General features: G+C 72.0%; 17 protein-coding genes, 1 tRNA gene and 1 pseudogene. 10 read left to right on the top strand and 9 right to left on the bottom strand.

Going from position 1 to position 22555, the window contains the following annotated elements:
• Window positions 1-46: 46 nt before the first annotated feature.
• Window positions 47-119: transfer RNA gene (locus AC3A5R_RS11655), tRNA-Ala, on the bottom strand.
• 242 nt (window positions 120-361) lie between these two features.
• On the opposite strand from AC3A5R_RS11655, the gene AC3A5R_RS11650 reads away from it, so the two are divergent.
• Entirely contained in the window at window positions 362-2080 is a 1719-nt protein-coding gene (locus AC3A5R_RS11650) for an HNH endonuclease (RefSeq protein ID WP_487620926.1), read from the top strand.
• 54 nt (window positions 2081-2134) lie between these two features.
• On the opposite strand, the gene AC3A5R_RS11645 is transcribed toward AC3A5R_RS11650, so the two are convergent.
• From AC3A5R_RS11645 to AC3A5R_RS11630, 4 genes are all read right to left on the bottom strand, one after another.
• A complete protein-coding gene (locus tag AC3A5R_RS11645) occupies window positions 2135-3655 on the bottom strand; it encodes a PKD domain-containing protein (protein ID WP_487620925.1) in 1521 nt (506 codons plus the stop codon).
• A complete protein-coding gene (locus tag AC3A5R_RS11640; RefSeq protein WP_487620924.1) occupies window positions 3652-7227 on the bottom strand; it encodes a PKD domain-containing protein in 3576 nt (1191 codons plus the stop codon). Before AC3A5R_RS11640 ends, AC3A5R_RS11645 begins: the two co-directional genes overlap by 4 nt.
• Before the next feature lie 78 nt (window positions 7228-7305).
• Window positions 7306-8901, bottom strand: coding sequence for a dolichyl-phosphate-mannose--protein mannosyltransferase (locus AC3A5R_RS11635; RefSeq protein WP_487620923.1), 1596 nt, complete (start codon window positions 8899-8901; stop codon window positions 7306-7308).
• 32 nt (window positions 8902-8933) lie between these two features.
• A complete protein-coding gene (locus AC3A5R_RS11630; RefSeq protein ID WP_487620922.1) occupies window positions 8934-9770 on the bottom strand; it encodes a CPBP family intramembrane glutamic endopeptidase in 837 nt (278 codons plus the stop codon).
• 35 nt (window positions 9771-9805) lie between these two features.
• On the opposite strand from AC3A5R_RS11630, the gene AC3A5R_RS11625 reads away from it, so the two are divergent.
• The 4 genes and pseudogenes from AC3A5R_RS11625 (at window position 9806) to AC3A5R_RS11610 (ending at window position 12020) form a co-directional block, all read left to right on the top strand.
• A complete protein-coding gene (locus AC3A5R_RS11625) occupies window positions 9806-10543 on the top strand; it encodes a dienelactone hydrolase family protein (RefSeq protein WP_487620921.1) in 738 nt (245 codons plus the stop codon).
• Window positions 10518-10928 (top strand): annotated as a pseudogene (locus AC3A5R_RS11620) (immune inhibitor A domain-containing protein); the annotation flags it as partial. The gene AC3A5R_RS11625 and the pseudogene AC3A5R_RS11620, both read left to right, overlap by 26 nt.
• A 103-nt stretch (window positions 10929-11031) precedes the next feature.
• Window positions 11032-11478, top strand: coding sequence for a hypothetical protein (locus tag AC3A5R_RS11615; RefSeq protein WP_487621192.1), 447 nt, complete (start codon window positions 11032-11034; stop codon window positions 11476-11478).
• A 146-nt stretch (window positions 11479-11624) separates the two neighbouring features.
• Entirely contained in the window at window positions 11625-12020 is a 396-nt protein-coding gene (locus AC3A5R_RS11610; protein WP_487620920.1) for a GatB/YqeY domain-containing protein, read from the top strand.
• A gap of 385 nt (window positions 12021-12405) precedes the next feature.
• Here AC3A5R_RS11610 and AC3A5R_RS11605 read toward each other — a convergent pair whose 3' ends face one another.
• On the bottom strand, window positions 12406-13014 hold the full coding sequence (locus tag AC3A5R_RS11605) for a DinB family protein (RefSeq protein ID WP_487620919.1): 609 nt from the start codon (window positions 13012-13014) through the stop codon (window positions 12406-12408).
• Window positions 13015-13060: 46 nt separating this feature from the next.
• Entirely contained in the window at window positions 13061-13639 is a 579-nt protein-coding gene (locus AC3A5R_RS11600; RefSeq protein ID WP_487620918.1) for a DinB family protein, read from the bottom strand.
• A gap of 61 nt (window positions 13640-13700) precedes the next feature.
• Between AC3A5R_RS11600 and AC3A5R_RS11595 the strand changes: the two genes are divergently transcribed.
• Window positions 13701-14693 carry a helix-turn-helix transcriptional regulator gene (locus AC3A5R_RS11595; RefSeq protein WP_487620917.1) on the top strand — a complete coding sequence of 331 codons (993 nt, stop codon included), beginning with the start codon at window positions 13701-13703 and terminating at the stop codon, window positions 14691-14693.
• Window positions 14694-14697: 4 nt separating this feature from the next.
• On the opposite strand, the gene ppc is transcribed toward AC3A5R_RS11595, so the two are convergent.
• Complete coding sequence (gene ppc / locus AC3A5R_RS11590) at window positions 14698-17535, bottom strand: phosphoenolpyruvate carboxylase (RefSeq protein WP_487620916.1); 2838 nt, start codon at window positions 17533-17535, stop codon at window positions 14698-14700.
• A gap of 115 nt (window positions 17536-17650) precedes the next feature.
• Between ppc and rsmI the strand changes: the two genes are divergently transcribed.
• Both rsmI and AC3A5R_RS11580 read left to right on the top strand, forming a co-directional pair.
• Window positions 17651-18490, top strand: a complete 840-nt coding sequence (rsmI, locus tag AC3A5R_RS11585) for a 16S rRNA (cytidine(1402)-2'-O)-methyltransferase (RefSeq protein WP_487620915.1) — start codon at window positions 17651-17653, stop codon at window positions 18488-18490.
• Between the two features lie 143 nt (window positions 18491-18633).
• Window positions 18634-19062 carry an OsmC family peroxiredoxin gene (locus AC3A5R_RS11580; protein ID WP_487620914.1) on the top strand — a complete coding sequence of 143 codons (429 nt, stop codon included), beginning with the start codon at window positions 18634-18636 and terminating at the stop codon, window positions 19060-19062.
• Window positions 19063-19156: 94 nt separating this feature from the next.
• On the opposite strand, the gene AC3A5R_RS11575 is transcribed toward AC3A5R_RS11580, so the two are convergent.
• Window positions 19157-19588 carry an SRPBCC domain-containing protein gene (locus tag AC3A5R_RS11575; RefSeq protein ID WP_487620913.1) on the bottom strand — a complete coding sequence of 144 codons (432 nt, stop codon included), beginning with the start codon at window positions 19586-19588 and terminating at the stop codon, window positions 19157-19159.
• A gap of 57 nt (window positions 19589-19645) precedes the next feature.
• Here AC3A5R_RS11575 and metG point away from each other — a divergent pair, with 57 nt between their 5' ends.
• Complete coding sequence (gene metG, locus AC3A5R_RS11570; RefSeq protein ID WP_487620912.1) at window positions 19646-21532, top strand: methionine--tRNA ligase; 1887 nt, start codon at window positions 19646-19648, stop codon at window positions 21530-21532.
• On the top strand, window positions 21529-22428 hold the full coding sequence (locus AC3A5R_RS11565) for a TatD family hydrolase (protein WP_487620911.1): 900 nt from the start codon (window positions 21529-21531) through the stop codon (window positions 22426-22428). The genes metG and AC3A5R_RS11565 overlap by 4 nt, the downstream gene beginning before the upstream one ends.
• Window positions 22429-22555 lie beyond the last annotated feature (127 nt).

The raw sequence follows: 22555 nt of genomic DNA, 5'->3' as shown, positions 1-22555 counted from the left end.
GTCCCCTCATGCGCGTTTCCGCAGGTGGGACGGGGTTTCTCATCGGTGGAGCTGAGGGGATTCGAACCCCTGACCTTCTCATTGCGAACGAGACGCGCTACCAACTGCGCCACAGCCCCTTGGTGCGGAAGGAACGATAACACCCGGGGCAACGCCGCATCCAATCGGTCGGGCACTTCGCCGGCCGTACGTTCCGCCCTCGCCGGCCCCGGTCGCGAGCGTGAGGAGAAGGGCGGCCAGCGAGCCATCCTCGCACCGGCCACCGACAATGAGCCTGTTGAGCGGATTGGTTTGCGCGGCAGGCGAACTCGATGTGGACAACTCCTTGATGGCACCACGACATTCCCCTAGAATCGAACACATGTTCGCATCTGGTGGGGTTGACGTGCCTGGGGCGGCCGGCCGCCTCGGTGCGCTCACGGCAGCCCTGCAGGCCGAGCTGGCCACGCTCGGCGCCGATGCCCGCGACGACACGTCACTCGACGACACGTCGGTGGTCGACAGCCTGGCCGCCCTCGAGGTGGCCAAGGCGGCCTGCGCAGCGGCGCAGGCGCGCCTGACGGAGCGGTTCGTCGCCTCCCGGGCCCGGGAGGCTGCACGGTTGCGGGCCGAGGGGCGGGCCTACGCGGATGCCGGTGACTTCGACGGGTGGGTCCTGGCCCGCGACCGGGCACGCACCCTCGAGCTCGATCCCGAGGACGCCGACTCCCGGCGCCGAGGCAGACACCGCGCCTCGGAGAGCGCGGACGCTGATGCCCGGTCGCGGTCCTCGCGGCGTCTGATGCTGGCGCGCACCGGGGTCGCGGCCGAGGTGGCCCTTGCCCGGCACGAGTCGCCCGCACGGGGATCGCGCCTGGCGAACGCGTCGGTGGCGCTGGTGCGTCACCTGCCGCACACCCTGGACGCACTGTCGGCCGGGGCCCTCAACGAGCGGCGCGCCGACCTCGTCGTCCGGGCCACCGGCCACCTCGAACCGGTGGTTCGGTCCAGGGTCGACGCCGAGGTCATCGGGATCAACCTCGACGTCGACGACCCGACGTCCGGGGTTGGCGGGTGGGGCGACCGCGAGCTGGAACGCCGCGTCCGGGCCTGCGCCGACCGGCTCGACGCCGAGGCCGCCGTCGCCCGAGCCCGCCTGGCCGAGTCCGAGCGCCGGGTCACGGTCCGGCCCGTCCCGGACACGATGGCCCTGGTCACCGCGCTGCTCCCGGTGGCTCAGGCCGTCGCCGTCCACGCGGCCCTGACCCGGGCCGCCCTGTCCGCGAAGGCCTCCGGCGACGAGAGAGGCAAGGGCCAGCTGATGGCAGACACGCTCTTCGAGCGCGTCACCGGCCAGGCCACCGCCGCCGAGGTGCCGGTCGAGATCCAGCTCGTCATGACCGACCGCGCGCTGCTCGCCGGCGACGACACCCCCGCCCACGTGCCCGGCTACGGCCCGGTCCCCGCCGGCTGGGCCCGCGACCTGCTCGCCCGCGCCACCCGCCCAGTGCACGGCGGGCCGATCGGCACCGAGACCGGCATCGACACCGCCCTGGCCCGCCACGCGGACGACGCCGAGGGAGACAGCACCGCTCGGGCGTGGGTGCGTCGGCTGTTCACCCACCCCGGCACCGGCACCCTCGTAGCCATGGACAGCACCCGACGGCTCTTCCCGGCCGGGCTGCGCCGGTTCGTCATCGCCCGCGACGGCACCTGCCGCACCCCGTGGTGCGATGCACCCGTGGCCCACATCGACCACGTCACCCCACACGCCGAGGGCGGGGCCACCAGCGCCACCAACGGCCAAGGCCTGTGCGTGCGCTGCAACCTGGTCAAGGAACAACCCGGCTGGCACACCCGCGTCGCCCAGGCCGGACTCAGCCCCGGCGACGACCCGCCCCACACGGTCGAGATCACCACCCCGACCGGGCAGCGGTACACCTCGACCTCTCCGCCCGTCCTGCCCATGACCGGTCGGCCCGAGCGACGTCGCTCCACCAGGCCCCCGAGGCCACGCGCACCCGAGGCGACGCCGCCACCCACGCTCATCGTCCTCGAGCTCTACCGACCCTCGACGTTCGAGATCGAGCTCGCCTGCTGATCCGCCGCCGTACCTGCCGCCGCGTCGGAGGGGTTTCGACGCGGCGGCAGGGGCTCACGGCCGGAAGGTGAGCGCGAGTGCCGCCCACGTGCCCGACGTGGTGCCGTCGGCGCGGAAGGTCCCGGTCGCGGTCGGCAGCTGGTAGGCCCGGCCCAGGTTGGTGCTGCCCGTGGCCTGCGCGGTCAGCGCGGTCCAGGCGGAGGTCCACCTCGGGCTGGTTGCCGAGGTGAACGAGGCCACCGCCCCGAACACGACCTCACGAGCGGCCGTCGTCGTCTGGGTCGCCCCGGACGAGAAGGACGAGCCGGAACCGGATGCCGACGCCACGCGGTCCACCCGAGTGACTCCCTGCAGGTCATCGGCCACCATCCGGTAGGTCGACGCCTTGGGGAAGGTCGCCGTGATCTTCGCCCCGGCCGCGAGCGGCTTGGTTGCCGGCGCGGTCAGGACCACGAGTCGGCCGGAGGAGGCCGACACCGAGCGGGCGAGCGTGTACGTGTTTCCGGCCGTGTCGGTGACGTTGACGGCGCCGTTGGAGTTGGCGACCACTTGGACGGTGACGACGATGAGGTGGTTCTGCTGGACGCTCGCGCCGGAACCGAGGGTGATGACCGCGCTGGACCCGGACGACGTCGACGCCGCCGTACCGATCGTGCCCACGAAGCCCGGCGGTGGTGCGGCCACGGTGACCGTGCGCTGCGCGGTGCCCGTGAGGCCCGAGGCGTTCGTGACCGTCAGGGTCACCGTGTAGCTCCCCGCGGTCGGGTAGGCGTGGGTTGCCGTCGACGTCGCCGAGGCGGCCGTCGTGGTGCCGTCGCCCCAGGCGAAGCCGTAGGTCAGAGCCTGCCCCTGCGGGTCGGTGGAGGCGGACGCGTCGGCCGTCACGACGAGGGGCGCGACGCCGCTCGACGGCGTGACCGTGAGCGAGGCTGCGGGCGGCAGGACCGGCGGCACGATGGTGACGCCCCGGCTGACGGTGGCCATCAGGCCCGAGGTGTTCGTCACCGTGACGGTCACCGCGTAGTTACCGGATGTGCTGTAGGTGTGGCTGGCGGTCGCCGTCGTCGACGCTGGCACAGTCGTGCCGTCACCGAAGTCGAAGGCGTACGAGAGTGCCTGTCCCTGTGGGTCTCTCGAGGCCGACGCGTCGGCCGTGACGGAGATGGGGGCGGTTCCGCTCGAAGGGGTCACCGACAGCGATGCCGTCGGCGGCTGCACGGGTGGCGGTGGTGCGGCGACCGTGATGGCCTTCTGGGCGGTCGCGGTGAGCCCCGACGTGTTCGCCACGGTCACGGTGACGGTGTAGCTGCCTGCGGTCGAGTAGGTGTGGCTCGCCGTGGCTGTCGCCGACGCGGGCACCGTGGTGCCGTCACCGAAGTCGAACGCGTACGAGAGCGTCTGTCCCTGTGGGTCGCTCGAGCCCGACGCGTCGGCCGTGACGGAGACGGGCGCGGTGCCGCTCGAGGGGGTCACCGACAGGGAGGCCGTCGGGGGCTGGAGCGGGGGCGGGGGCGCCGACACCGTGACCGACCGGTGGTCGGTCGCCGTGAGTCCCGAGGCGTTCGTGACGGTCACGGTGACCATGTAGCTCCCGGCCGCCGTGAACGTGTGGTTCGCGGTCGCAGTCGCCGAGCGGGCACGGTCGTGCCGTCACCGAAGTCGAAGGCGTACGAGAGCGTCTGGGCCTGTGGGTCGCTCGATGTGGACGCGTCCGCCGTCACGTCCAGGGCCGCGGTACCGCCCGTCGGCGTGACGGCGAGCGTCGCGACCGGTGGCTGCACCGGTGGCGGCGGCGTCGTGACGGACACGGTCCGGGCCGCGCTGCTACTCAGGCCAGAGGTGTTGGTGACCGTGACGGTGACCGTGTAGCTGCCGGCGGTCGTGTAGGCGTGGTCCGCCGTGGCGCTCGAGGATGCCGCCACGGTGGCGCCGTCACCGAAGTCGAACGCGTACGAGAGCGTCTGTCCCTGTGGGTCGCTCGATGCGGACGCGTCGGCCGTCAGGGCCAGCGGTGCGTCGCCGCTCGCGGGCGTCACCGAGAGCGACGCGGCGGGTGGCTGCACGACCGGAGGTGCCGTGACGGTCTCGGCGGCGGTCGTCGTGGTGCTCAGCCCGCTCGTGTTGCGCACCGTGACCTTCGCGGTGAACGTCCCGACGGCGGTGTAGACGTGCGAGGCGGTCGGCGAGGACTGTGCCGACACCGTCGTGCCGTCACCGAAGTCGAAGGCGTACGTCAGGGCCTGGCCCTGCGGGTCGGTCGATGCCGACGCGTCGGCCGTGACCGACAGCGGCGCGATGCCGTTGCTCGGGGTCATGACGAGGCTCGCGGCCGGGGCCTGGACGGGCGGTGGCGGCGCGGCCACGGCGACCGAGCGGCTCGCGGTCCCTGTGAGGCCCGAGGTATTCCGGGCCGTCACGGTGACGGTGTACGTGCCGGCGGCGTCGTAGGTGTGGGTCGCGGTGGGCGAGGACTGCCCGGTCAGCGTCGTGCCGTCACCGAAGTCGAAGGAGTAGCTGAGCGCCTGGCCCTGCGGATCGTTTGAGGTGGACGCGTCGGCGCTCACGAGCAGGGGGGCGGTGCCCGACGTCGGCGTCAGCGTCAGGGCGGCGACCGGCGGCTGGACCGGCGGCGGCAGGTCGGGCTGGAACTCGTACGCGCCGAGGTCGTCGTAGAGCCGCGGACCCGCCGCGAAGGTGTTGGTGACGTTCGGGTCGCGCACGCGCGGGTAGCCGAGGATGTCGGTGGCCTGCTCGCCCGGCACGCCGCTGTCGCCGCGGTCGATGGCCGGGGAGCCTTCGCGCAGCGAGAGGTCCCACGTGCCCGTGTCGGAGAACCTGGGGTCGGCCTGGACGCCCGCGGCCTCTTGGCCGGACGCGGTGCGCATCGCGGCGAGGCTCGTGTACGTCGAGCCCCAGGCGTACATGACGCCGGTCTTGCTGAGGTACACGAGGTTGTGGTCGACGAGCGTGCTGTTCTGGGCGCCGTCCCAGACGCCGATGTTGCCGGCGCGACGCGCACAGCTGATGCCGGCGTAGGCGGGGTAGACGGCGTTGTCGACGGCGATGTTGTTGGCGATCCGGTAGCTGCCCGAGGTCGTCCCCTCGAGGTTGATGCCGCTCGTGCAGTTGCGGAACACCGTGTTGCCGACGATCGTGCCGCCGGTGACGTTGAGGTTGTCGATGCCGTGGTCGCCGTTGTTGTACGTGACGTTGAGCGTGACGAGGTTGTTGTTGGCGCCCGTGTAGAGCTGTATGCCGGTGTCCTCGTTGTCGTGGGTCACGTTGCCGGAGATGACGTTGCCCGGGCTCGTGACGTTGATGCCGTTGGCGTTGCGCTGCCAGCCCTGGGCGTTGAAGCTCGACTGGTTGTTCGTCACGGTGTTGCCCGTCGAGGTGCTCGTGACGTAGATGCCGGTGTCGCTGTTGTGGTTGGTGTTGTTGTCGGCGACGAGCGAGTTGTTCGTCGTCCGGATGCTGATGCCGGGGGCCGTGGCGCTCTGGGCCTGACGACCCGCGTTGGTCACGGTGTTGCCGCGGACGGTGATGTGGTCGCTCTTCGTGACGTAGACGCCGTCGCCCGTGGTGCCCGTGAACGTGAGGTTGGACAGGGTGATGTAGCTCCGCGTCGAGATGTACGCGCCGTTCGTCACGCCGGTGCCGATGACGGGGTTGCGGCCCGGCCAGCTCGTGATGGTGATCGGGGCGCTGGCCGCGCCCGACGCGGACGGCTTGATCGTCTCCGCGTAGGTGCCGTCGCCGATGTAGAGGGCGTTGCCGGCCTGCAGGCGGCTGACCCCCTTGGTGATGGTGCAGAAGGGCGCGCTCGAGGTGCCGTTGCCGGAGTCGCTGCACACCGGGCTCGTCTTGTCGACGTAGAAGTCGGCGGCGACCGGCAGCACCGGCGGCGTGCCGATGACGTACTCGTCGATGATGCTGCCCGCCGTGCACGTCATGTCCTCCCTGGAGGCCGACGAGTCGCAGACCGCCTGCAGCTTGAGGCCGTTCGGGCCGACGTCGACGCGCAGGTGCGACAGGTGCATGGCCCGGAACGCCGTGCGCGGGTCGGTGCTCGTCCACGGCGTCTCGAGCGAGGACGGCGCCCCCACGGTGACGTGCGTGACGCCCTGGATGGGCTGGAAACGCTCGTAGTCGTGCGAGTGACCGTTGATGTTGAGGACGTACTTGCTGTATGTCTGCCCGAACCCGTCGAGGATCGAGGCGATCCCGGTCTCGCCGGGGTGGTAGCCGGTCGAGTAGGCGGGACGGTGGCCGTAGGTGACGATGTACTGGATGTTCGGGTCGTCCTGCGCCTGACGCATCAGCGGTCCGGCCTTCGACTGCCAGTCGCTCCAGGCCCCCGTCCACGGCTCCGGGTAGGCGATGAACCGCACGGGCCCGGCGTCGAACCAGCCCCAGTCGTTGCCGCCCGACGAGACGGCCGGCGATCCGGGCGACGCGGCGGCGTGCGGCATGAGGAGGCGACCCTTGTAGTTGCGCAGGTCGTCCGAGCCGGCCACGTCGTACTCGTGGTTGCCCCATGCGGGCATGTACGCGGCCCGCGTGCTCCACCGCATGACGTCGTTGAAGTGCTGGCTGATGGCCGCCATCGTCGTGCCGTTGGCATACGTCAGGTCGCCGACCATGAGGACGAACGACGGGTCGTCGGCCGTCATGTTGTCGAGCGTCGCGCCGAGCTTGGAGAAGTTGACGGTGTCGCCGACGTCGCCGATCGCGTCGAACCGGAAGGTCGAGGACGGTGGTGCGTGGAAGGTGTAGTCGGGGCCGCCCCCGATGGAGTAGTGGTAGGTCGTGCCCGGGACGAGGCCGCCGAGCTCGAGCTGCCAGAAGGGCCCGGGGGAGTCCCACGGCGTCCACGCCGGCGCGGCTCCCGTGGCGGTCTGCCCGTAGGAGGTCGTCGTGCCCCACCGGACGTCGTTCGCCGTGCCGTGCCAGTCGATGGCGACCGACGTCGACCCGGTGAAGGCGTAGTGCACCTGGTCGGTCGGGGTGTCGGCCCAGCCCGGGGAGGCCGGCGCCCCCACGAGCAGCGCCAGCGCCGCGACGATCGCCGGCGGGAGGATGCGGGCCAGCCACCGGATGCGTCGGTGCGGGCTACGGGCAGAAGACTGCGGCGACCCCGTGTTCATGGGTCGACGCTAGGCACGGACCCCGGCCCGGTCGACCGGCCCGCGGCGTACCGCCGCCTACGTCATCGGGTGTAGCCCTCAGACCCAGCTGGGGAACCACATCCGCGCCTGCCACTCCGACAGCGGGATGACGTCGGCGACGTAGATCGGCAGGAAGAACGCGAAGAGGGCCATCGTCAGCAGGACGAACCCGCCGATGACACCGAGCCCGACGCGTCGACGCGTCAGGGACGCCTCGCGCCCACCCATGACCATCCCGAGGACGTAGACGCACGCGAGCACGACCCACGGGACGAAGGCGACCTCGTAGAAGGAGTAGATGGTGCGGTTGCCGAGGAAGAACCACGGCAGGTAGCCGGCGAAGAGGCCGCAGAGGATCGCGCCGGCGCGCCAGTCGCGGCGCAGCGCCCACATGAAGATCAGGACGAAGATCGCCAGCGTGGCGGTCCACCAGATCGAGACGGTGCCGATCGAGGTGATCGCCTTGCTGCACTGGTCGACGAGGCAGCCGTCGGCGCCCTTCTTCGGCCCCTCGTAGAAGAAGGAGGTCGGCCGGCCCTGGATGAGCCAGGACCACGGGTTGGTCTGGTACGGGTGCGAGGACGTGATGGCCTGCGTCGAGGCGTACATCTGCTGGTGGTAGGCCCACAGCGAGCGCCACCAGTCCGGCAGCCAGGCGTAGTGGGTGTCGGGGTTGCTCGCCGCCCACGTGCGGAACGACCCGCCCTGGGTCAGGATCCAGCCGGTCCAGCTGGCCACGTAGGTGACGACGGCCGTGCCGACGAGCTGCACGAAGGCGAAGGGCCCGTCCTTGACGAGGGTGCCCGAGGCCCAGCCGCGCACCCCCGCGGCGCGGCGCGCTCCGACGTCCCAGAGGACCGTGAGCAGGCCGAACGCGACGACGAAGTAGAGACCCGACCACTTGGTGCCGGCCGAGAGCCCGAGCATGACGCCGGCCACCCACCGCCACGGGCGCCAGCCCAGCCACGGCCCGAGCCGCGAGATCGACGCGCGGGGGCGGTCGCCGACCTTGCGGGCCAGCACGTCGCGGGCCCGGTCACGGTCGATGAGCAGGGCCCCGAACGCGGCGAGACCGAAGAACATGACGAAGATGTCAAGCAGGCCGGTGCGGGAGTGGACGAAGTGGTGGCCCTCGAAGGCGAGCAGGGCGGCGGCGACGGTGCCGAGCAGGTCGGAGCGGAACAGGCGCCGCGCGATGCGCCCGAGCATGAAGATTGAGATCGTGCCGGCGAGGGCCACCGCGAACCGCCAGCCGAAGGAGTTGAGGATGCCGAAGGGCATCTCGCCCCAGCCGATGAGCCACTTGCCGACGGGCGGGTGGACGACGAAGTCGCCCTCGGTGCCGTAGATCATCGGGTCGTTGGCGGTGAAGTGCTGGTCGACCTGGTTGGCCTGCTGCAGCACGTCGTCGTTCTTCATCTCGAACCAGTACAGGACCAGCGACCAGCCCTGCTTGACGTAGTACGTCTCGTCGAAGACGAGCTGGTGCGGCGCCCCGACGTGCCAGAAGCGCATGAAGCCGCCGACGAGGGTGAAGAACAGGGGGCCGGCCCAACCGAGCCACGCGACGCGTCCGGCGACCCGCCGCCTGAGGCGGAGGTCGTCGGCGGGGTCCCCGAGCAGGCGGACGCGCACCTGTCGGGTCGAGTTCATGCGCGCCATCGTATGCAGTGCGCCTGCACGCCTCAGAGGGAGATGCCGCGGGCGCGCAGCAGCGAGTAGCCGAGGAAGGCGACGACGTCGAGGATCGTGTGGCACACGACGAGGGGCATGACGCGGCGGGTGCGCACGAACACGAGCCCGAGGATCAGCCCCATGGCGATGTTGCCGACGAAGCCGCCGAAGCCCTGGTACAGGTGGTAGGAGCCGCGGACCAGGGCCGACAGGGCGATGACGAGGGGCCAGGCCCAGCCGGACTGCCGCCAGCGGGTGAAGAGGTAGCCGACCATGACGACCTCCTCGAGCAGCGCGTTGCCGACCGCGGCGAGGACGAGCACCGGCACGGTCCACCAGACGGCCTCGAGGTTGGCGGCGGAGACGTTGGTGTTGACGCCGAGCGCGCGGGCCAGCAGGTAGAGGCCGAGCCCGGGGATGCCGATGACGGCGGCGAGCCCGACGCCGCGGAGCAGGTCGCGGCCGGGCTCGGTGCGGTCCAGGCCGACGAAGCGCCCGGCCCGCACCTCGGTGGACGGGCGTCGTACGTGGTTCAGCAGGTAGAGGGCGAGCAGCACCGGCACGAGCGGCAGCAGGATGTTGGCCAGCTGGTAGGCGAGGTCGAGCCAGGGCCGGTCGGGCGTCGCGGACTGGTTCATCGCCGTCGTCTGCTGGGACAGCGGGACGGCCCGGGTCAGCTTCTCGACGATGGAGAGCCCGGCGTACACGGCGGAGGAGCCGAGGCTGACGCCGAGGACGAGGAGCGTCTCACCACGCAGGGACCTCCGCGCGGCGGGGTCGTCGGCCAGCACCGGGTCCCACGGTGAGGGCCGCGACAGGAACCGCGCCAGGGCACCGGTGGACGACATGCGGTCACTGTAGCCATCGCGGGTACGTTCGACAGGTGTCGTTGCTCTCCGGCTGGCGGCGCGGCGACCACGCCGCGGACGGGTTCGCCTACCCGGTCTACGAGCGCGGGGACGGGCCCGGCATCGTCCTGGTCCACGAGAGCCCCGGCCTGACGCCCGAGGTCATCGACCTCGGCGACGAGCTCGTCGAGGACGGGTTCACCGTCGCGATGCCGCACCTCTTCGGCTCCTCGCACGCGCGGCCCCGCACGTGGGAGGCCGTGCGCGTCGTGCCGCGGCTCTGCGTCACCCGTGAGTTCACGATGGTCGCCACCGGCCGCACTGCACCGCTCGCCGGCTGGCTGCGCAGCCTCGCGCGCGACCTGCACGGACGCGTCGGGGGACCCGGGGTCGGGGCGCTCGGCATGTGCGTCACGGGCGGCTTCGCGCTGGCGATGATGGTCGACCCCGTCGTCGTCGCGCCGGTGGTCGCGCAGCCGGCGACGCCGTTGCCGCTCGGCGTCCGACGCGCTGCCGACGTCAACCTCGACACGTCGGACCTCGAGGCCGTGCGGCGCCGGGTGGCGGCGGGCTGCCCGGTGCTCGGCCTGCGCTACCGCGACGACTGGGTCACCGGCACCCGCTTCGACACGCTGCGGCGCGAGCTCGGTGACGGCTTCCTCGCCGTCGAGCTCGACGGGCACGGCCACGCCACCCTGACCGACCACCGGCACCCCGAGGCGGTCACTGCGGTGCGCTCCTTCTTCCGTGAGCGGCTCCTCGAAACTCCCTGAGCGCAAGAAGGCCTCCATCAAGCTCGGCCCGGCATCGGCCAACACCAAGCAGGCCCAGCAGGTCATCGCACAGCTGCCGGACAAGGCCGTCACGACCGACGTCGGCGCCCCGTACGCGGGCTCGTCGTTCTACTACTCGGGCTCGGGCAACGACCTGGACGCGACGATGACGAAGTCCGTGACGCTTCCGGCGGGGACCGTCTCGCTGTCGGCCAAGGCCCGCTACGACATCGAGAAGGACTGGGACTACGCGTACGTCACGGTCGACGGCAAGCCGGTCGTCACCAACCGATCGACGGACGCCGACCCCAACGCGCAGAACTTCGGGCACGGGATCACCGGCTCGAGCGGTGGACAGTGGGTCGACCTCACGGCCGACCTGTCCGCCTACGCCGGCAAGACGGTGACCCTCGGGTTCCGTTACTGGACCGACGGGGCCGTGGCCTGCGCACGGGCCGTACAACTTCGGCTTCCTCGACAACCCGGACCTGCAGAACCAGGTCGAGCACTTCCCCTATCAGGACGGCCTGCTCGTCTGGTACTACGACACCTCCTTCGCCGACAACAACGTCGGCGACGCGTGCCTCGCGGGCCGCTGCGGCGGCCTGTACCTGCCGGTGGACGCCCACCCCGGGATGCTCCTCCGGCCGGACAACGGCAAGGTGTGGCGCCCGCGCGTCCAGTCCTACGACTCGACCTTCGGGCTCGAGCCGACCGACCGGATCACGTTGCACGCCAACTTGACCGGGCAGGCGTACGGCGGCCTGCCGGCGAACCCGCTCTTCGACGACACGAAGAGCTACTGGGTGGCGCCGGACGCGTCGACCGGCAACCTCGGCTGGTCGAGCGTGCAGGTGCCCACGACCGGCACGAAGATCCGAGTCGTGTCGACCTCGGCACAGGGCTCGTTCATCCAGGTGAGCGTCAACCAGTGACGGGCTGACGCGACCCGCACGAGGGCGGAGGGGCGGACGGCGAGAGCCGGCCGCCCCTTCGTCGCGTGCGGGGCGCCGACGGTGCTACGGAGGATGCACGCGAAATGCATTGGCCCCGTGGCTCATCCACCTCTACCGTCGTTGGAATGACGACCTCTCCACTGCGCCTGGCCCTCCGCGCGCGCCTCACCGCCGCGATGCGCGAACGGGACCGTGGCACGGTGTCGGCGCTGCGCACGGCCCTCGCCGCGATCGACAATGCCGAGGCCGTCCCCGTGGCCGACGTGCGGGGTCGCGTCGCCGGCCTTTCGGGTTCCGAACACGTGGCCGGCGCTGCGATCGGGGTGGGCGCGGCCGAGGCGAACCGGCGCGAGCTGGACGAGGACGCCGAGCGCGCCGTCGTCGAGGCAGAGGTGGCCTCGCTCCTCGAGGCGGCGCGCCACCGGCGCGACGCAGGGGACCTTGCGGGCGCCGAGGCCGCGGAGGCAGCCGCCCGGCTGCTCGCGGACGTCGCCGCCTCCGCCTCCGCCTCCGCCGGCTGACGAACCTGGCCCCGGCCCGCCGTGGTCCACAGGCTGCGGGGGACAACCTGTGCACATCCGCCCGGAGCATGTGGACGACGCGGGCGCGGCTGTGGACGACACGCCGCACGCCTGTGGACGTCGACATTCTTTGGCGAAAATGCTTGTGGCGCAGCGTCGGACGGGATAGAAATCTCTCACGCACTCCCCTCCGGGAGAGCGGGACGGAACGGGGACGACGGTCCACACGGTGGGGCAACCCACTGCGACAGCCGGGTGACGAGGCTGGCGGGACCGAAGGAACCGAGTCGTCGGCCGGGAGCGTCACCAACGACCGGTCACACCAGAAGGGCCCTTGGGACTCATACTTCCAAGGGCCCTTCGCCTGTCTCGGCCGCGACTCGCGTCAGGCCTGCGTCGTCACCGGCGCACGCCAGGGCTTGAGCCACGGCGTCTCGGGCCAGCCCTCACGCCCGGCGACGAGCTCGTACATCGTCGCGCCGTCGATCGACTCGCGGACGATGTCGGCGTGCCCGGCGTGCCGGGCCAGCTCCTCGACGAGGTGCAGGGCGACCCACCGGACGGACCAGGCGTCGACGTCCTTGGGGAACCACGGCGCGTCGCGGGGCACCGGCACCGCGGCGCCGAGGTCCGCACGCCGCAGCACGTCGCGCGTGACCTCACCCTGCGCCGCGAGGGCCGCCAGGAGTGACTCGAGGGTGTCGGCGTCGGTGACCCTGAAGTCGTCGCCCCACGCCTGCGCCTGCTCCTCGCCGGACGCGTCGGGCGGCGTCGGAGCCTGCGGGGCCGCGGCCATCCGCTCGGTCCAGCCGCGCTCGCACGTCGTGACGTGCTTGACGAGCCCGCCGATCGACAGCGTGCCGGCGGTGGGGGTCAGGCGGATCTGCTCCTCGGTCAGGCCGTACGCGGCGGCGGCGAAGGCCTCGCGCTGCTGGTCGAGGTAGGCGATGAGGCCCTCGCGCTCGTCGGCGACGGGGGGAACCTGTGCGGGCATGTGGAGCTCCTTCTCGTGGGGTGGCGTGTCCAAGGGGTCGCGTGGTTCAGGCGGTGCGGTGCGCCCAGAGGTCGCGCAGCAGGGCGATCTCGGCGCCGTGGTGGATCAGCTCGCGGTTGATGTGCAGCACGAGCGTGGCTCGCGACGCGTCGGCGAACGGCCCTTCCGCCGGACCGCACGGCTCGCCCAGCCCGTCAGTGCCCCAGCTGCGCACGCCGTCGAACCAGGCGGCGTACGCCCGGTCGAGCTGGGCCAGGGCCTCGTCGGCGGTCGCGGCGTAGTCGAAGGTGAAGTAGTCGGCCTCGGGGGCGCCGAAGTGGTGGTGGGCACGGGCGCCGAGCACCCCGACGATGATGTGGGCGAGCCGCCAGGCGATCGTCGTCACCGGCGTGGGTTCGGGGGCGGGGTAGGCCCAGTCGATGGTCATCTCTCCGGTGCCGCCCTGGATCTCGGTGCTGCCCTCACCGCGGCGGTGGACGTTCCAGGCGCCCGGGGCCGGCTCCCAGAGGTACTCCTCGTCGGTGAGCCCCTCGAAGCGGGCCCGCAGCTGGTGCTGCCAGTGCCAGTCGGCCTGCTCGACCAGGGTCTCGTTCCAGTCGATGGTGGTGCGCGTCGTCGGTGTCATGAGTCGATCGTGGCAGGCATATAGGACAGAAACTGTCCGCAGTGGCTGCGACACTTGTGGCATGTCCACGACGAGCGACGGCCCCGGCCCGACGGCCCGCGTCCTCCGGCTGCTCGACCTGCTCCAGAGCCGACCGGTGTGGAGCGGAACCGAGCTCGCCGAGCGCCTCGGCGTCACGACCCGCAGCGTGCGGCGCGACGTCGACCGGCTCCGCGAGCTCGGCTACCCCGTCAACGCGGCGCACGGCGCGGGTGGGGGATACCAGCTCGGCGCGGGCCGACGGCTGCCGCCCCTGCTGCTCGACGACGACGAGGCCGTGGCCATCGCCGTCTGCCTGCGGCTCGCAGCCGGCGGCACCGTCGAGGGCCTCGGCGAGGCGGCGGTCCGCACGTTGGCCAAGCTCGACCAGGTGCTGCCCGCGCGGCTGCGCTCGCAGGTCGAGGCCATCCACGAGGCCACCGTGACGCTCGACAGCACCACCTCACCCGTCGACGCGTCGACCCTCCTCGTGCTCGCGAGGGCGTGCCGCGAGACCGAGCGGGTGACCTTCGCCTACGACGGGCCGCGAGGGGCGGGCGAGCGTCGCGTCGAGCCCTACCGACTCGTCGCGACGGGCCGCCGCTGGTACCTGCTGGCCTACGACCTCGACCGGCAGGACTGGCGCACCTTCCGGCTCGACCGGATCAGTGGCGCCGAGTCGCGCGGCTGGCGCTTCCGGCCGCGCGACGCCCCCGACGCCGCCGAGCACGTGCGCCGGTCGATCTCCCGCGATGCCTACGACCACGTCTGCCGCGTCCGCATCCATGCGCCGAAGTCCGTTGTGGAGGAGCAGGTCCCGCCGTCGGTCGGCACCGTGACGGCCGACGGCCGGTCACACTGCATCTTCGAGGCGGGCGGCAACCATCTCGGCTGGATGGCGATGCACCTCGGCGTGCTCCCGTGGGAGATGACGGTGCTCGACCCTCCGGAGCTGCGCGACATCATGCGGGAGCAGGCCGAGCGCCTGCTCCGCGCCGCGAACGCCGACCCCGGCCGGCCCGGCGATCCCGCGTGACGCGTCAGCCGGTGTTGCGCAGGCCCGCCGCGATGCCGTTGATGGTGAGCAGCAGCGCGCGCTGGACGTCCTCGTCGGGCTCGACGTCGTCGGGCACGGCGCGTGAGCGCGCGAGCAGCGAGGTCTGCAGGGCGTGCAGGGGAGCGAGGTAGCTGTCGCGCAGCGCCAGCGTGCGGCGCAGCACCGGGGCCGACTCGAGCAGCTCGTCCTGCTCGGTGACGCGCAGCACCTCCTCGACGGTGCGCGCGTGCTCCTCGCGGATCGTGTCGAAGATTCCCGCGACATCGCCGGGCACGAGGGCCCGCACGTAGCCGGCGGCGATGTCGAGGTCGGTCTTGGCCAGCGTCATCTGCACGTTGGACAGGAAGGTCCGGAAGAAGGCCCAGGAGCCGTACATCTCGCGCAGCGTCCTCTCCCGGCCGTCCTCGCGGGCGGCGGCGAGGCCCGAGCCGACACCGAACCAGCCGGGCAGGATGATGCGCGACTGGGTCCAGCCGAAGACCCACGGGATGGCGCGCAGGTCCTCGAGACCACCCTCGCCGCCGGGGCGCTTCGACGGTCGCGACCCGATGTTCATCTTGCCCAGCTCGTCGACCGGCGTCGCCGACACGAAGAACTTCACGAGGCCGGGGTCGCGCACCAGGGCGCGGTAGGCGTCCTGACCGCGCCCGGCGACGACGTCCATCGTGCCGTTCCAGCCGTCGAGGACATCCTGCGGCAGCAGCGAGCGACGGTGCAGGGCCGACGCCTCGAGCACCGCGGCGAGGGCCACCTCGAGGTTGAACCGGGCCAGACCCGGCAGCGTGTACTTGTCGCTGATGACCTCGCCCTGCTCGGTGATCTTGATCGGGCCGTCGAGGCTGCCGTAGGGCTGGGAGAGGATCGCCTCCCCCGTGGGGCCGCCGCCGCGCCCCACCGAGCCACCGCGGCCGTGGAAGAGCCGCAGCACGACGCCGTGGCTCCGGGCCACGTCGCGCAGCGCCCGCTGCGCGCGGTGGATCTGCCACTGCGACGCGGCGATTCCCGCATCCTTGGACGAGTCGGAGTAGCCGAGCATGATCTCCTGCACGTCGCCGCGCGCGGCCACGACGCGTCGGTAGGACGCGTCGGACAGCAGCGCGTCGAGCAGCGGGCCGGCGGCCTCGAGCTCGGCGACGGTCTCGAAGAGCGGGGCGAAACCGATGCGCGCCGTGGCCGGGGAGGCGTCGCTGCCGGTGTCGAGGAGCCCCGCCTCGCGGGCCAGCACGACGACGGCGAAGAGGTCGTCGACGTCGTGGGTCATCGACACGATGTAGGTCTCGATGCACTCGTCGCCGTACGTGTCGAGCGCGCGGCCGATCGCGGACATGAGTGACAGCGACGCCGTCGCCGCCTTGCCGAGATCGTGCGCCCTGGTGCCGGTGAGCGGGCGCCGCGAGGCCATCTCGCGCGAGAGCACCTCGATGCGGGCGGCGTGGTCGAGCTCGCCGTAGGGCGTGTCGAGCTCGCCGAGGCGGTCGTACAGCTCGGCGAGCGCGGCGTGGTGCTTGGCGCTGTGCTCGCGCACGTCGAGCGTGGCCAGGCCCGTGCCGGTCGCGACGGCCGCACGGATGAGCCGCAGCATCGCCCCGTCGGCCGTCAGGGTGTCGCCGCCGGCCAGCATCGACTCGCGGATGAGGACGAGGTCGGCGAGCAGCTCGTCGAAGCTCGCGTAGTCGCGGCCCGGCTCGTGCGCGGTGCCGTGGTCGAGCCGGTCGCCGGTACGCAGCAGGCGCACCCGGACGAAGCTGAGCTTGAGCCGGTACGGCTCCTCGGCGTTGAGCCGCCGCACGGCGTCGTACGTGACCGGGAGGGCCGCGGCGTCGCGCTCGAGGCTCTCGCGCAGGGCATCGGTGACCTCGACGAACCGCGTCGAGCTCGACAGCTCGTGGAGCATGTGGTCGAGCTTCTCGACGAGCTCGCTCAGGCCGGCGTCGTGCTGCAGGCCGATGACCTCGAGGGTGACCTCGGGCGTGACGTTCGGGTTGCCGTCGCGGTCGCCGCCGGCCCAGGCGCCGAAGCGGAGCGGCCGCGCCGACGCCGGCAGCTCGACGCCGATGCCGGCCAGGGTGCGGTCGAGCTCGGCGAGCAGGTCGGGCACGACCTGGCCGGCGAGGAACCGGAGGGTGTGCATCGCCGTGCGGGCCTCGTCGGTCGGCTCGGGACGCACGATCCGCAGCTCGTCGGTCTGCCACAGCATGTCGACGAGCTCGGCGAGGCGGCGCTCGGTCCGCGGGCCCTCGGTGGCGGGGCGGCGCGGGTCCTCGAGCTCGGTGACGGTGACGGCGATGCGACGCATGAGGTTGAGGACGGTGCGACGCGTCGCCTCGGTCGGGTGGGCCGTGAAGACGGGCCGGTACTCGAGCCGGGCCAGCACGTCGTCGAGCTGCTCGCGCTCGATTCTGCCGGCGTCGAGCGCCTCGCCGATGCGCCGGACCGTCGCGGCGAGCGGTCCCTCGTCGACGGCGCTCAGCTCCTGCCAGCGGTGCAGCTGCTCGGTGACGTTGACGAGCTGGAAGTAGGCGGTGAAGGCGCGCGCGAGCACGACCGCGGTCGAGGCGTCGACGCCCTCGAGCACCGCCCGCAGCTCGTCGTCCTCGGGCTGACGGGCCAAGCCGCGGACCTGCTCGACGAGGGCGAGCAGCTCGGGGCCCTCGTGGCGGGTCAGCGCCTCGCCGAGGAGGGTGCCGAGCTGGCGCACCGACGCCCGGAGCGCGGCGTGCTGCTGCGCCGAGGAGACACCGGCGGCGAACGTCGCGACGTTCGGCTCGCGTCGGTCGGCCTCGAGGAGCTGCTCGGTGGTGGCCCGGTCCTGGGTGCTCATGCGTCAGTGGTACCGCGAAGAGGTTTCCGAAGGGTTACCGGTCCACGATGGGGGACGAATTCTGGACACTGCGTCCACGATCCGGACGCCGCCCCCGCCCTGCGAGGATGGCGCCATGAGCACCGGCACCCTCGGCACCCTCGTTCTCGCGGCCACCCCCATCGGCGACCCGCGCGACGCCGCGCCGCGCCTCGCGGCCGAGCTCGCCGACGCCGACGTCGTGGCCGCGGAGGACACCCGGCGCCTCCGGCGCCTGCTCACCGACCTCGACGTCACCCCGCGCGGTGCCGTCCTCAGCTACCACGAGCACAACGAGGCGAGCCGCACGCCCGAGCTCGTCGAACGGCTCGTCGCGGGGGAGCGCGTCGTCGTCGTCACCGACGCCGGGATGCCCTCGGTCAGCGACCCCGGGTACCGCCTCGTCGCCGCGTCGGTCGAGGCGGGCATCCGCGTCACGTGCGTCCCCGGCCCGAGCGCCGTCCTCATGGCGCTCGCGGTGTCGGGGCTGCCCGTCGACCGGTTCTGCTTCGACGGGTTCCTGCCGCGCAAGCCGGGGGAGCGGGCCCGCGCCCTCGCCGAGGTGGCCGACGAGAGACGCACCATGGTCTTCTTCGAGGCACCGCACCGCCTTGCCGACGCCCTCGCCTCGATGCGCGACGCGTTCGGCGCCGACCGGCAGGCCGCGGTGTGCCGTGAGCTGACCAAGACGTACGAGGAGGTCCGGCGCGGCCGCCTGTCCGAGCTCGTCGAATGGGCGGCCGACGGCGTCAAGGGCGAGATCACCGTCGTCGTCGCCGGCGCGCCGCGTCGCGTCGCGTCGCTCGAGGACGCTGTCGAGCAGGTGCGCCGCCGCGTCGGGCACGGCGAGCGGCTCAAGGACGCCGCCGGCGCCGTGGCCGCCGAGAGCGGGCTGTCGAAGAAGGCGCTCTACGACGCCGCCGTCGCCCGGGGCTGACCGCGCGACCCCGCGCCACCCATGGCGTCCCGGCCCGTGGACGCGAGAGGGTACGGGTGGAACAGGGCGACGTCACCGGACGTTCCCGACCAATGTGGCCGACGACGACCGCCGGCCCGACGAGGACAAGGCAAGGAGCAGGGATGGCTACGATCCGCAACGCGTCCGCGCACTGGGAGGGCTCGCTCATGGAGGGGGCCGGCAAGGTCACCTTCGAGTCGTCGAACCTCGGGACCCACGACGTCACGTGGGCCTCGCGTGCCGAGGAGCCGGGCGGTCGCACGAGTCCGGAGGAGCTCATCGCCGCCGCGCACTCGACGTGCTTCTCGATGGCCCTGTCGCACGGCCTCGCGCAGGCCGGCACGCCGCCGGAGAGCATCGACACCCAGGCCGCGGTCACCTTCCAGCCCGGCACCGGCATCACCGGCATCGTGCTCACGGTCACCGGCAAGGTCCCGGGCCTCACCGCTGCCCAGTTCGAGGAGGCCGCTCAGGCCGCCAAGGAGGGCTGCCCCGTCAGCCAGGCGCTCAAGGCCGTGCCGATCAGCCTCGAGGTCAGCTTCACCGAGTGACCCGTCGGCTGCGGCCGACCGAGCAGATCCACGCGAACCGGCGCCCTCTGAAGGAGGGTGCCGGTTCGTCCGTGCCACAACGCTTTTCGACGCCTCAGCTGCCCTCGGCGGTCGACTTGAGGCCCTCGAGCATCGACTGCCAGTTCTGCGAGAACTGCTCGGCCTGCTCGGCCGAGTCGTTGCCGTCCTGCTCGAGCGTCACCGTGGTCGGGCCGTCTCCCTCGCCCTCGAGGGTGTAGGTGACGGTGTGGTAGTTCTCCGGCCGGTCCTGCTGGCCCATGAGCGGGCTGTAGTGCGTCACGGAGAGCCGCCGCGGCTCGTCGACCTCGAGCACCTCTCCCTTGTCCTCGTAAGGCCGGCCGTCCATCTCGCCCGCCCACGTGATGGGCCCGCCCACCGACCAGTCGGTCGTCAGGGTCGTGCCGGCCATCCACTCCTTGACCCGTTTCGGGTCGGTCAGGGTCTGCCACGTCCGTCCGGGGGACGCGTCGACCGCCACCTGCGCCTTTGCCACGTGTCCAGTCATGCCTCCGTCATACCCGCCGGGCGCCTCCGAGTCCGGCGGGTGCCTAGGATTCACCGCATGAGTCATGTCCTGTCTGCCGTCGCCTGGCCGTACACCAACGGCCCGCGCCACATCGGCCACGTGGCCGGTTTCGGCGTGCCCTCCGACGTCTTCAGCAGGTACATGCGGATGGCGGGCCACGAGGTCCTCATGGTGTCGGGCACCGACGAGCACGGCACGCCGATCCTCGTGCTCGCCGAGGAGGAGGGCCTGACACCGCAGGAGCTCGTCGACAAGTACAACGCCGTCATCGCCCAGGACCTCACCGACCTCGGCCTGTCCTACGACCTGTTCACCCGCACCACGACGCGCAACCACTACGCCGTCGTGCAGGAGCTGTTCCGCCAGGTCCACGCCAACGGCTACATGATCGAGCAGACGACGAAGGGCGCCATCAGTCCCTCGACCGGCCGCACCCTGCCCGACCGCTACATCGAGGGCACCTGCCCGATCTGCGGTTTCCCCGACGCGCGCGGCGACCAGTGCGACAACTGCGGCAACCAGCTCGACGCCGACGAGCTCATCGACCCGCGCAGCAAGATCAACGGCGAGACCCCCGAGTTCGTCGAGACCCAGCACTTCTTCCTCGACCTGCCGGCGCTCGCCGACGCCCTCGGCGAGTGGCTCGACGAGCGCGAGGCCTCCGGGCGCTGGCGGCCCAACGTCATCAAGTTCAGCAAGAACCTCCTCAAGGACGTCCGCCCGCGCGCCATGACGCGCGACATCGACTGGGGCATCCCGGTGCCGCTGCCGGGCTGGGAGGACAACCCGAACAAGCGCCTCTACGTGTGGTTCGACGCCGTGATCGGCTACCTCTCGGCCTCGATCGAGTGGGCTCGCCGGCTCGGGCCCGGCCACGAGGAGCGGTGGCGCGACTGGTGGAACGACCCCGAGGCCCTCTCGTACTACTTCCAGGGCAAGGACAACATCACCTTCCACAGCCAGATCTGGCCGGCCGAGCTGCTCGGCTACGCCGGCAAGGGCGACAAGGGTGGCGAGCCCGGGCCCTACGGGGTGCTCGACCTGCCCACCGAGGTCGTCGCGAGCGAGTACCTCACCCTCGAGGGCCGGCAGTTCTCGACGAGCCGCAAGCACGTCATCTACGTCCAGGACATCGTCGCCCGCTACGGCCCCGACCCGATCCGCTACTTCATCTGCGCGGCCGGCCCCGAGAACCAGGACGCCGACTTCACCTGGGCGGAGTTCGTCCAGCGCAACAACAGCGAGCTCGTCGCCGGCTGGGGCAACCTCGTCAACCGCACCGCGGCTATGATCGCCAAGAGCTTCGGGCAGATCCCCGAGCCGGGCCCGCTCGAGCCGGTCGACGAGGAGCTGCTCGCGGCCGTCCGCGGCGGGTTCGCCACGGTCGGGGCCTCGCTCGAGCGGCACCGCCAGAAGGCGGCGCTCGGCGAGGTGATGCGTCTGGTCGGCGAGGCCAACGCCTACGTCTCCCGAACCGAGCCGTTCAAGCTCAAGGGCGAGGACGAGCGCGAGCGGCTCGCGACCGTGCTCCACACGCTGGTGCAGGCGGTGAGCGACCTCAACACGCTCATGTCGCCGTTCCTGCCGCACGCCGCCAACCGCGTCCACGCCGTGCTCGGGGGCGCCGGCGCCTTCATGCCCATGCCGCGCCTGGACGTCGTCGAGGACCTCGACGACGACAGCCGCTCCTACCCGGTCATCACGGGGGAGTACTCCACGACGCCGCGCTGGGAGCCGCGTCCGGTCGTCGTCGGCACCCCGATCGCCAAGCCGACGGGCGTCTTCGTCAAGCTGGACCCCGAGGCCGTCATCGAGGCCGAGCGCGGCCGCCTCGGCGGCACGACGCCCGGCGCGCCCGACGCGCCCGACGAGAAGCAGGACCCCGACGACGAGCAGGGCCCCGACGCTGCCGCCGGCGCATGAGCCCGCACTCCTCGGGGCACCGCGGCCTGCCGGACCGGCCCGACCCGCTGCCGATCGACGTCGTCGACAACCACGTCCACCTCGACATCACGCGCGAGGGTGACGAGCCGTTCGACGTCGCGGAGGCGGTGGCCCGGGCCCGGCAGGTCGGCGTGACGCGGATGGTGCAGGTCGGCTGCGACCTCGACGGCATCGCCTTCACCATCGACGCCATCGAGCGCCACCCCGAGCTGCTCGGCGGAATCGCGTTGCACCCCAACGAGGTTCCGCGCCTGTCTGCCGCCGGCGAGCTCGAGGAGGCGTATGCGGAGGTCGAGCGCCTCGCCACGCACGAGCGGGTCCGCGTCATCGGCGAGACCGGCCTCGACTACTTCCGCACCGGGCCCGAGGGCATCCCTGTGCAGCAGGACGGCTTCCGCTGGCACATCGACCTCGCCAAGCGCACCGGGCGGGCCCTGCAGATCCACGACCGCGACGCCCACGACGACGTCCTGCGCATCCTCGAGGAGGAGGGCGCGCCCGAGCACACGGTGCTGCACTGCTTCTCCGGCGACGCCACGATGGCCCAGCGCTGCGTCGAGCGCGGCTACCTCCTCTCCTTCGCCGGCACCGTGACCTTCAAGAACGCCCGCGGGCTGCGCGACGCGCTCGCGGCGACGCCCCTGTCGAACCTCCTCGTCGAGACCGACGCGCCCTACCTCGCCCCGAGCCCGCACCGGGGTGCGACGAACGCGTCCTACCTCGTGCCGGTGACCCTGCGGGCCATGGCCGGTGTGCTCAACGTCGACGTGCCGACGCTGTGCCGCGCAGTGTCAGAGAACAGCGAGCGCGTCTACGGATCGTGGGCCCACAGCGACGCCGGTGAGCCCGTGGCCAAAACGGGGCAGAACGCCTAGCGCACCCCACGACGGACCGCTCGGCGACCGGCTGCGTCGTTACCGAAACTTGACCTGACCGCCCCTCGTCGGTCACTGTGGACGACTGTTGGCCGGCTGCAGCCCCGCATCGACCTCGTCCCGACGA

The sequence above is a fragment of the Intrasporangium sp. Soil_C_50 genome, from assembly GCF_057656595.1.
Note: the sequence above shows the minus strand (reverse complement) of the source record. Positions and strands in the feature narration are given on the sequence as shown.